This is a genomic window from Saccharopolyspora elongata (assembly GCF_004348985.1).
GTDB lineage: Bacteria > Actinomycetota > Actinomycetes > Mycobacteriales > Pseudonocardiaceae > Saccharopolyspora > Saccharopolyspora elongata.
In genome coordinates this window covers 1-9,195 of sequence record NZ_SMKW01000159.1, presented here as the reverse complement: position 1 = coordinate 9,195, position 9,195 = coordinate 1, and the positions used below count along the sequence as shown (strand labels likewise).

Genomic DNA, 9,195 nt, shown 5'->3' with positions numbered 1-9,195 from the left:
GATTTACTCCGGTCGACGCGATCGGCGGGTCCGTGATCTTCACCGCGTCGCTGACCAGGTCCGATAACCCGGCCTGCTCGGCCAGCGCCATCACCGGCACCAGCCCCGAGCACGACACGAGATTCTCGTCATCGAACCGGGCCGCCATCTGCGACCACCTATGGAACAATCTCACCGAAAGTGCCTTCCGATCCACGCGACATCAGTGCTTCAGCAACTCTGATCATCGCAGGTCAGGAGGCACTTTCACTCATTAAACGTTGCTATCCAAGAACAATTCCTCGGTGCATCCAGGCTTAGCGTTGTTGTCGACAAGCTTCTTGATGTTGGCCTGGACGAGCCGGACCTTGGCCAGGATTTCGTCGGCGGTTGCGGTCCAGGTGAAAGGCTTCGGGTCGGTGTTCCAGTGCTGGATGTAGTCGCGGATGCGCGAGATGAGGACCTTGACCGAGCTGAAGGTGCCGCGCCGGATCGACTGGCGGGTGATGATCGAGAACCAGTTCTCGATTTGGTTGATCCACGAGGATCCTTTCGGTGTGAAGTGGAACTTCACCCGCGGGTTCTTCTCGAGCCATGCCTGTACTTCTGGGGTCGTGTGGGTGGAGAGGTTGTCAAGCACAACATGGATGTCCTTGCCCTGGTGGGGTTTCACGGCTTGCTTGAGGAAGGCCAGGAAGTCCGCGCCGTTGCGGGTGGGCTTGCACTCGCCGTAGACCTCGCCGGTGTCCACGTTCAGCGCGGCGAAGAGGTTCGTTGTGCCGTGGCGGACGTAGTCGTGGGTGCGTTTCTCGGTCGCGCTGAAGGCGATCGGCAGCACCGGCTGCGTGCGATCGAGGGCCTGCACCTGGGTCTTCTCATCGACGCAGAGCACCACCGCCCCGCCCGGCGGCTCCAGGTACAGCCCAACGATGCCGGCGACCTTGTCGGCGAACTCGGGATCCTTGCTGACCTTGAACGTGCCTTGCCGGTGCGGTCGCAATCCGTTGTCCCGCCACAGTATCGCCACATAGTTGTGAGAGACGGCCACGCCTTCGGTGCGCTTGATATAGGCGGCCATCTCCCGGCTCGACCAGTGCGACAGCCCCGTCTCACCCGGCGGGCCCGCCAGCGTCAGCGCCAGGATTCGCCCGCGAATCCTGGCAGGAACCTGCTCGCGAGGCGCGGCATGCGACTGATCCAGCAGGCCCGCGATCCCATCAGCGGCATACCGCTGCAGCCACAGATCGACCGTCGGCCGCGACACCCCCGCCAACACCGCGACCTCCTTCTTGCGCCTGCCTTCCGCGCACCACAACACGATCCGCGCCCGCGTCGCTACCCGTGCCGGCACATCCCGACTGTTCGTCACGGCCCGCAGCTCGGCTTCCTCGCCCGTCGACAGCTCCACAGACCCAGTCAACACGAAGATCAATCAAGCCAAAGTAAAGAAACCAGAATTACGGAACACTAGCCGCGACGACGCAGAGGAATACCGGCCGACCAACGCCCAGGTCGCCGCGCTCATCGACCACGCGGCCGCCGACCTCCACACCCAGTTCCAGGGCATCTTCGCCACCGAAACCATCCACGCCGTCGTCGCCGACACCTACCAACAGTTGAACGCGACCGCCCGCGTGCACACCCACCTGACCACCCTGACCACCCGCTACGCCCGCGAGCGGCTGACCGACATCGCCAAAAGCCAAGGAGCCACCGTGCCCATCACCCCCGAAGCTCCAGGAGGGCGAAGCCGGGGTCGTGGGCGAGCGCTTGCTCGAGGTGGTGGAGCAAGCCCGCGCGCTTGGCGAAGCTGGCTTTCGACTTCTGGGGTCGCAGTTTCTCCGGGAAGTGTCACGGCATCGCGGGAGATCTTGAGTTCCTCACCAACCTTTGCCAAGAGATCCGCTGCGCTGACAGTGAGGGTGTCGGAGGTCGGGGTGCTCATGAGAGGTCATCTCGCCGATGAGCAAGGAGCCAGCCGGATTCAATAGGCACCTACAGATGTCAGACATTCGGCGTTAGGGTTGCCGTATGAATGATCTTCGTGCGCCGCGCCGTGTCGCGAGCCTGGCGGCGCAACTGGTGGACACCCTCCGTGAGCAGATCGCGTCCGGTGCTTGGCCAGTGGGGATGCGGATCCCGCCCGAACACGAGCTGGTCAAACAGCTCGGTGTCGGGCGCACGACGGTGCGTGAGGCGCTCGGCGCGCTGGTGCACCTGGGTCTGTTGGAGGCGCGCAAGGGTGACGGCACGTATGTCCGGACATCGAGCGAAATGCACTCGGTGCTGATGAGACGTGCCAGTTCCTCGAGACGGAGGGATGTGCTTGAACTGCGTGCGGTGCTGGAGGAGTACGCCTCTGGCCTGGCCGCGTCACGGCGCACCGAAGACGACCTTGCTCGCCTGTGGCACCTGCTTGACGAGGCGAAGGCGATCGCGGACTCGCCAGAGATCGACGCCATTGTAGAGGTCGACGCCCGCTTCCACCAGGAGGTGGTGAGCGCCGGCGGCAACCCCCTGCTCACCGAGGTCTACGACGTCCTGAGCGTCGCGGTCACCGAGCAGATCGGCCGCACGCTCTGGCCCAGTGCGACGGCCGCCGAGCACACCCTTTTGCACAGGCGGCTCGTCGAGGCGATCGCTGCCGAGGACGAAGTCGGCGCACGCCACTGCGCCACCGAGATCGTGAAGCTCACCGAGGCCGGAATGGAGCGATCAGAGTGACCGCCTCCAGGATCCTCGCGTCGAGGCTAGCAAGGTCCACGTAGCCGTGACCACCACCAAACCTGCTGCCACGCCTGCTCTTTCGGTCGGCATCGTGATCGCGATACTACTGGTGGCGGCGAATCTGCGCGCGACGTTGACGGGTGTGGGCACGCTGCTGTCGGCCATCGAACGTGACACCGGGTTGTCCGCGGCGGCGGGTGGTGTGCTGAGCACCCTGCCGTTGCTCATGTTTGCCGTGACCTCGCCGTTCGTCGGGCGCGTCTCCCACCGATTCGGCACCACTCGTCTCCTGGTGGTCGCCCTCGCGGTGCTGGCGGCGGGCACCGTGATCCGGTCTGTGCCGTCGATCGTGTCTCTGTTCGCCGGGACGGTGATCCTTTCGGCGGCGATCGCGGTGGGCAACGTCCTGCTGCCCACGGTGATTCGTATCCACGTACCCGGCCCGCAGGTGCACATGATCAGCGCCTTGTACGTCACCGCGATGGGTTTGGTCGCGGCTCTGTCGTCGGGAATCTCGGTCCCGCTCGCCAAGGCCCTGCCCGGAAGCTGACATTCCGCCTTGGCCTGGGGAGTGGTGGTGGCGCTCGGCGCGCTCGCAGGGTGGCTGCCGCGGCTGCGCGAGGCCCGGGCGGACGGCGGCGTGCGGTCCAGCGGGACGCATGCTCGGATTCCGTAGCGGTCCTGGCTGGCGTGGCAGGTGTCCTTCTACATGGGCCTGCAGTCCCTCGCCTTCTACACCGCCATCGCGTGGCTGCCCAGCGTCCTCGCCGAGCAGGGCATGAGCACCACGGCCGCCGGCTGGATGTTGTTCTACTACCAGCTCGTCGCGCTGGTCACGGGCATGGTGCTGCCACTGCTCACCCGAGGCCGTCACGACCAGCGCTTCGCTGCTGCTGCCGCGTCCGTGATCGTTGCCACCGGTTTCGCGATTTTGCTTGTCCTGCCGGCGCTTGCGGTCGTGGCGTGCACTCGCTGGTCAGGCGAGCGAAGCCGGGCCGTTCCGAGGTGGAGCTCGAGTCCGCGTGGTTACCGCTGCTCATGAAGCTCGCCGAGGAGGGCCCCTGCGTGCGGGGGAGATCGCCGCAGCGCTGTGCATGAGCCCGTCGACGATCAGCCGGCAGGTCGCCGTGCTGGTCGGGTCCGGGCTCATCGAGCGCCGGGCCGATCCCGACGATGGTCGTGCCAGTCTGCTCGCCGCGACCGCCACCGGCCGCCGAATGCTCGACGCCGAGCGCCGTCGCAGGGCCGCCCAATACATCGACGCCCTCGCTGGCTGGCCTCCCGAAGCTCGTGGCCGTTCGCAGACCTGCTCGGCTACTTCGTCGGCGATCTTCAGCGCACGAGGAAGGAATAGCGCCATGTTGCTCGAACGACGTTCCGCATCCGTGCCGCCTTGGCACCGGAAACTGCGCTGGTACCTCGCGGAGTTCGTGGAGTGCCTGGCCTCGGTGGGTTACACGATGGCCGGTATCTGCCCGCCGCCACCTCCGCGGTCGCCGGACGACACCATCCCGGAACCACGGAAGGAGCCGTAATAAGGGGACTCCCCAACGCGGGGGCGGCACGATCGCGCCGCCGCGCGTTTCCTCGTTCACCTGATGCGTTTTTCGCTCCCGGTCCAGGCCTTGTCCCGCAACACGAACTTCTGGATCTTCCCGGTGGAGGTCTTCGGCAGCTCGGCGAACACGACCGTTTTCGGCGCCTTGAACCGGGCCAGCCTGCCCTTCACGTGCTCGATGAGCTCCGCCTCAGTAGCGGTGGCCCCGTCGTGCAGCGTCACGTAGGCGGCGGGGACCTCACCCCAGCGCTCGTCCGGCACCGCGATCACCGCGACCTCCAGCACCGCCGGATGGTCCATGATCGCCTGCTCCACCTCGACCGACGCGATGTTCTCTCCACCGGAGATGATCACGTCCTTCGAGCGGTCGCGCAGCTCCACGTACCCGTCGGGGTGCACGACGCCGATGTCCCCGGTCCGGAACCAGCCGTCCGGCACCGCCGCCAGGGTGGCCTCCGGGTCGTCGAGGTAGCCGAGCATGAGGTTGTTGCCGCGCAACGCGATCTGCCCTGTGGTGATCCCGTCCGCCGGGACGTCCGCACCGTCCTCCGCGATGACCCGCGGAACGCAGGCGATCATGTTCCCGACGCCCTGGCGCGCCTTGAGCCGCGCCCGCGCTTCGGCGTCACGGTCGTTCCATTCCGGGCGCCAGTCGCACAGCATGGCGGGTCCGTAGGTCTCGGTCAGTCCGTACAGGTGCGTGACATCGAACCCCAGCTCCGTCGTTCGCCGCAGAATCGACGGCGACGGCGGCGCACCACCGGTGGCGATCCGCACCGTGTGCTCAAGCGGCTCGGCCTCGCGGGCGTACGCGATCATCGACAGCACGGTCGGTGCCCCGTTGAGGTGCGTGACGCCCTCCTCCCGCAGCAGCCGCCAGATCTCCGTAGGGTCTACTTTGGAGAGACAGATGTGCGTAGCGGCCGCTGCGGTCACCGCCCACGGGAACGTCCATCCGTTGCAGTGGAACATCGGCAGCGTCCACAGGTGCACACTCGACGGCGTCAACCCGGTATGCCCCACCATCGCCAAGGCCTGCAGGAACGCGCCCCGGTGGTGGTACATCACACCCTTCGGCCGGCCAGTGGTCCCCGACGTGTAGTTGATCGACAGCAGCGACCGCTCGTCGGCCGGGGTCCGGTGCAGCGGCTGCGCTGCGGCCAGCAGGTCCTCGTACTCCTGTCCCGACCGGATCCGGCGTGGCGGGGCGTCCATCCGGGTGAGCACCTCATCCGCCAGCGCGTCGAACGACGGGTCGTGGATCAGCGCGGCGGCGCGGGAGTGCGCCAGGATGTAGGCGACCTCGTCCGCGGCCAGCCGGGTGTTCACCGCGACCAGTGGCACTCCTGTCCACGGCACCCCGTAGTGCGCCTCCAGCGCCACGTGGGTGTTCGGTGCCAGCACCGCCACTGGACGACCTCCGGCCAGCGGCGCGAGTCCGCCCGCGAGCCGCCGGCACCGGTCGTGCAGCTCCGCGTAGGTCCACTGGGACGGCCCATCCACCACCGCGACCCGATCTCCGTGCGCCGCTGCGGCTCGATCCAGGTACGAGGTCGGGGTCAGCGGCTCGAAGGACAAGGAGTCCACGTCGGGAGTCATCGCACGCCTCCACGGGCCGGGTTGCCGGTCATGAGGAAGAAGTCCATGTCCACCCTTCCCTTAAATGTTATTGACGAGTAACGTAGGCCGTGGCAATCATGACGTCAAGGCTTCGAGTGAGCCCTGAAAATGTTATTTGTAAGTAACATAGCTGGGTGATTCGGGAACAGGGAGATTCGGCATGACCACCGCGACAGGACTGAGGAACCGTGCGGCGACCTCGGCGGAGAGCGTGCGGGCCGCAGTGGACGCGCTGGCCGCGGGGCGCATGGTCGTGGTCGTGGACGACCACGACCGCGAGAACGAGGGCGACCTGATTCTGGCTGCCGAGAGCGTGACGCCTGAGCAAATGGCCTTTCTCGTCGCGCACACGACCGGCATCGTCTGCACGCCGATGACCTCCGAGCGGGCCGACATGCTCGGGCTTCCGCCGATGGTGGCCGACAACCAGGACGCGCACGGCACGGCGTTCACCGTGACCGTGGACCACGTGGACACCGGTACCGGTGTCTCGGCGACCGCGCGGGCGCAGACGTGCCGTGTACTGGCGGACCCGGCCACGACGCCTGACGTGCTCCGCCGCCCGGGCCACATCTTCCCGTTGAGGGCGCGCGAGGGCGGCGTCCTGGTCCGTGCCGGGCACACCGAGGCCACTGTCGATCTGCTGCGGTTTGCCGGTCGCCGGCCGGTCGGCATCATCAGTGAGCTGATCGGTGACGACGGCGAGATGCTGCGTGGTGCGGCGCTGACCGCGTTCGCGCAGGACCACGACCTGCCGGTGCTCGCGATCGCCGACCTGATCCGCTACCGGCGCGCCACGGAAGAGCTCGTCGAACCCGTGGCGAACTCGACGATGCCGACCGTCTTCGGCGACTTCGAGGCGATCGCGTACCGGTGGCATGTGGACGGTGCCGAGCACCTGGCTCTCGTCATGGGCGACATCGCAGCGGCCACGCGCTCCGAGCGGGGCGTCCTGGCCCGCGTGCACAGCGAGTGCCTCACGGGCGACATCCTCGGCTCGTTGCGCTGTGACTGCGGAACGCAGCTCGAGCAAGCGATGCGCGCCGTGGCTGAGGAGGGCTGTGGTGTCATCGTCTACCTGCGCGGGCACGAAGGGCGCGGCATCGGACTGGCTCACAAGATCCGCGCCTACGCCTTGCAGGAGCTCGGTCTGGACACCGTCGACGCGAACACCGCGCAGGGGCTTCCCGTCGATTCCCGCAGTTATGGTGCCGGGGCCCAGATCCTCGCTCACCTGGGAGTCCGCAGACTGCGCCTGATCACCAACAACCCCGCGAAGTACGACGATCTGGACGGGGACGCGCTCGAGATCGTGGAACGGGTCGCGCTGCCGGCCGTCGAGACCCCGCAGAACCTGCGGTACCTGCGCACCAAACGAGACCGCATGGGCCATGCGTTCGCGTCGCCGGCCACGACGGCCGGGCCGGAGACCGGCCCGGCCGTGCGGTCAGCTGGGTAGCGGCTTCGATGCGGTCTTCGGCAGCCGCACCACGGTGATCACGCCGACCAGCGCCACCGCGACGATCCAGTAGACGGGGCTGGTCCTGCTTCCGGTGCCGGCCACGAGGGCCGCGGCGACCAGCGGCGTGATGCCGCCGATGATCGCACCGATGTTGTACCCGAGCGCGATGCCCGAGTAGCGCACGTTCGCCGGGAACATTTCGGTGGCCAGCGGCCACGCCGGAACCTGCGCCCAGCCGCTGAAGAACAGGCAGACCAGGTAGACGACCCCGACTACCCATAGGCTGGTCGTGGCGATGAGCAGCGCGAAGACCGGCCAGGCGATGACGGCGTAGGCGAGGTAGGACGCGAGCAGGATCGGCTTGCGGTCGAAGCGATCCGTCAACCTGCCTGCCCAGGGGTAGGTCATGGTGGCCAACGCGATGGACAGCGCCGACGTCCAGGCGACACCGGTCGCGGAAAACCCTTCCTGCTGCAGGAAGATCGCGAAGTAGGCGACCCCGAAGTAGCCCGTGCCGTTGAAGGCGATGGCCAGGCCCGCGACGCGGGCCACTGACAGCGGGTGGCTCCGCAGCGCGGCCAGCATCGGGCCGCGCACGATCGCGGCCGTCTCCTTGAGCTCCTGGAACTGGGGCGACTCCTCCACCCGCAGGCGAGCCCACAGGCACACCACGGTGAGCAGCAGCGAGAGCAGGAACGGGAGCCGCCAGCCCCACACCGGCATCTGGTCGGCCGGGACCAGCAACTGGACCACCCCGACCACGGCCGCGGCCACCGCGAACCCGAGGGTGGACCCGATGGAGATCGTCGACCCGTAGTAACCCCGCTTGCCCGGCGGAGCCAGCTCGGCGATGTAGGTCGCCGCGCCGCCGATCTCACCGCCGGCCGCGAGTCCCTGGGCGAGTCGCGCGAGGATGATGGCGATCGTCGCGGTGACTCCGACCTGCCCGTAGGTGGGCAGTAGGCCGATCACGCCGGACGCGACGCCCATCAACACGATCGTCGCGACGAGAGCGGTCCGTCGGCCCCGCCGATCACCGAGGCGGCTGAAGAACCAGCCGCCCAGCGGGCGGATGAGGTAGGACGACGCGAACACCGCGAGCGTGGACAGCGTCGAGACCGTCGGATTGTGGCTGGGGAAGAACAACGGTCCGATGGTCAGCGTCAGGAGCCCGTAGACGCTGAAATCGTAGTACTCGATCAGCGTCCCGACACCACCCGCGAGCGAGGCGCGCCGGGCGGATCTCGAGCTGATCACCTTCTCGGAATGCTGTGCGGTCGTCATTGACTCTCCTTGTCATCCCCGAGCAAGCGCGACAGGCGGGTGGTTCCCATCACTGGACGCTTCCGCCGGGGCGGTTTCCGGGGCACCCTTGTCAGGTCGGTGGTCGGCAGCGGGGATTTCCGTCAGGTGTCGGGGCGCACCGGTACAGCGCCGTCGATCGCGTGCTACACCGCGTGGATTGGCACGAGCTGCGTGCGCGAACATTCGCCGCGCTTCGCACCTGTCGACACTGACTCGTCGCGGGGCGGACGCGCAATGCGTTGGCGTGCAAGACTATTGCGAATTCCGCAGGAATGGATGTGGAAGCGGCATTGCTGGCGACGCAATGTATCTATTGTGGACAATCTGCGGAACGGGAATGCGCCCTGTCGCTGTCGATCGGTCGACGAGTCGCCGGTGCGTGCTCGCCGATTCCTCTGGCGGACAGGAAAACGGCGATAAGAGTTCCTAACAGAATGATCACTTGTAGTGACTGGCATTCCCTGATGGTTGATCATGATCGTGTGAAGAAGGGTGAGCAGCCGCCATGGATCGTGTCCGACGAGCTGTGGGAGCGAATCGAGCC

General features: G+C 67.0%; 10 protein-coding genes. 7 read left to right on the top strand and 3 right to left on the bottom strand.

The features are described from left to right. Positions 1-253: 253 nt before the first annotated feature. Positions 254-1,402 (bottom strand): IS630 family transposase, encoded by a 1,149-nt coding sequence (locus E1288_RS45295; protein WP_235884274.1) that lies wholly within the window; start codon positions 1,400-1,402, stop codon positions 254-256. Between E1288_RS45295 and E1288_RS50250 the strand changes: the two genes are divergently transcribed. The 5 genes from E1288_RS50250 to E1288_RS50245 all read left to right on the top strand — a co-directional run bounded on the left by E1288_RS50250 (position 1,299) and on the right by E1288_RS50245 (position 4,241). Further along, positions 1,299-1,970: a three-helix bundle dimerization domain-containing protein gene (locus tag E1288_RS50250; protein WP_328592577.1), complete on the top strand. Its 672-nt coding sequence runs from the start codon at positions 1,299-1,301 to the stop codon at positions 1,968-1,970. The two genes, E1288_RS45295 and E1288_RS50250, sit on opposite strands and share 104 nt — an antisense overlap. 40 nt (positions 1,971-2,010) lie before the next feature. After that, positions 2,011-2,703, top strand: a complete 693-nt coding sequence (locus tag E1288_RS45285; protein WP_132495395.1) for a FadR/GntR family transcriptional regulator — start codon at positions 2,011-2,013, stop codon at positions 2,701-2,703. A 46-nt stretch (positions 2,704-2,749) separates the two neighbouring features. Further along, a complete protein-coding gene (locus tag E1288_RS49590; protein WP_235884273.1) occupies positions 2,750-3,256 on the top strand; it encodes an MFS transporter in 507 nt (168 codons plus the stop codon). A 159-nt stretch (positions 3,257-3,415) separates the two neighbouring features. Further along, positions 3,416-3,748: an MFS transporter gene (locus E1288_RS49585; protein WP_235884272.1), complete on the top strand. Its 333-nt coding sequence runs from the start codon at positions 3,416-3,418 to the stop codon at positions 3,746-3,748. After that, complete coding sequence (locus tag E1288_RS50245) at positions 3,729-4,241, top strand: MarR family winged helix-turn-helix transcriptional regulator (protein ID WP_328592576.1); 513 nt, start codon at positions 3,729-3,731, stop codon at positions 4,239-4,241. Before E1288_RS49585 ends, E1288_RS50245 begins: the two co-directional genes overlap by 20 nt. 56 nt (positions 4,242-4,297) lie before the next feature. Here the strand turns inward: E1288_RS50245 and E1288_RS45270 are convergent, their stop codons facing one another. Next, a complete protein-coding gene (locus E1288_RS45270; protein WP_165968627.1) occupies positions 4,298-5,863 on the bottom strand; it encodes an acyl--CoA ligase family protein in 1,566 nt (521 codons plus the stop codon). A 181-nt stretch (positions 5,864-6,044) separates the two neighbouring features. Between E1288_RS45270 and E1288_RS45265 the strand changes: the two genes are divergently transcribed. Then, the gene (locus E1288_RS45265; RefSeq protein ID WP_132495391.1) at positions 6,045-7,343 is read left to right on the top strand and encodes a bifunctional 3,4-dihydroxy-2-butanone-4-phosphate synthase/GTP cyclohydrolase II; all 1,299 of its coding nucleotides are present in this window, start codon (positions 6,045-6,047) and stop codon (positions 7,341-7,343) included. On the opposite strand, the gene E1288_RS45260 is transcribed toward E1288_RS45265, so the two are convergent. Next, on the bottom strand, positions 7,332-8,630 hold the full coding sequence (locus tag E1288_RS45260) for an MFS transporter (protein WP_132495389.1): 1,299 nt from the start codon (positions 8,628-8,630) through the stop codon (positions 7,332-7,334). The genes E1288_RS45265 and E1288_RS45260 overlap by 12 nt on opposite strands. Before the next feature lie 299 nt (positions 8,631-8,929). Between E1288_RS45260 and E1288_RS48435 the strand changes: the two genes are divergently transcribed. Then, positions 8,930-9,195, top strand: a 266-nt coding sequence (locus E1288_RS48435; protein ID WP_207954927.1) for a hypothetical protein, incomplete at its 3' end; no start/stop codon positions are given.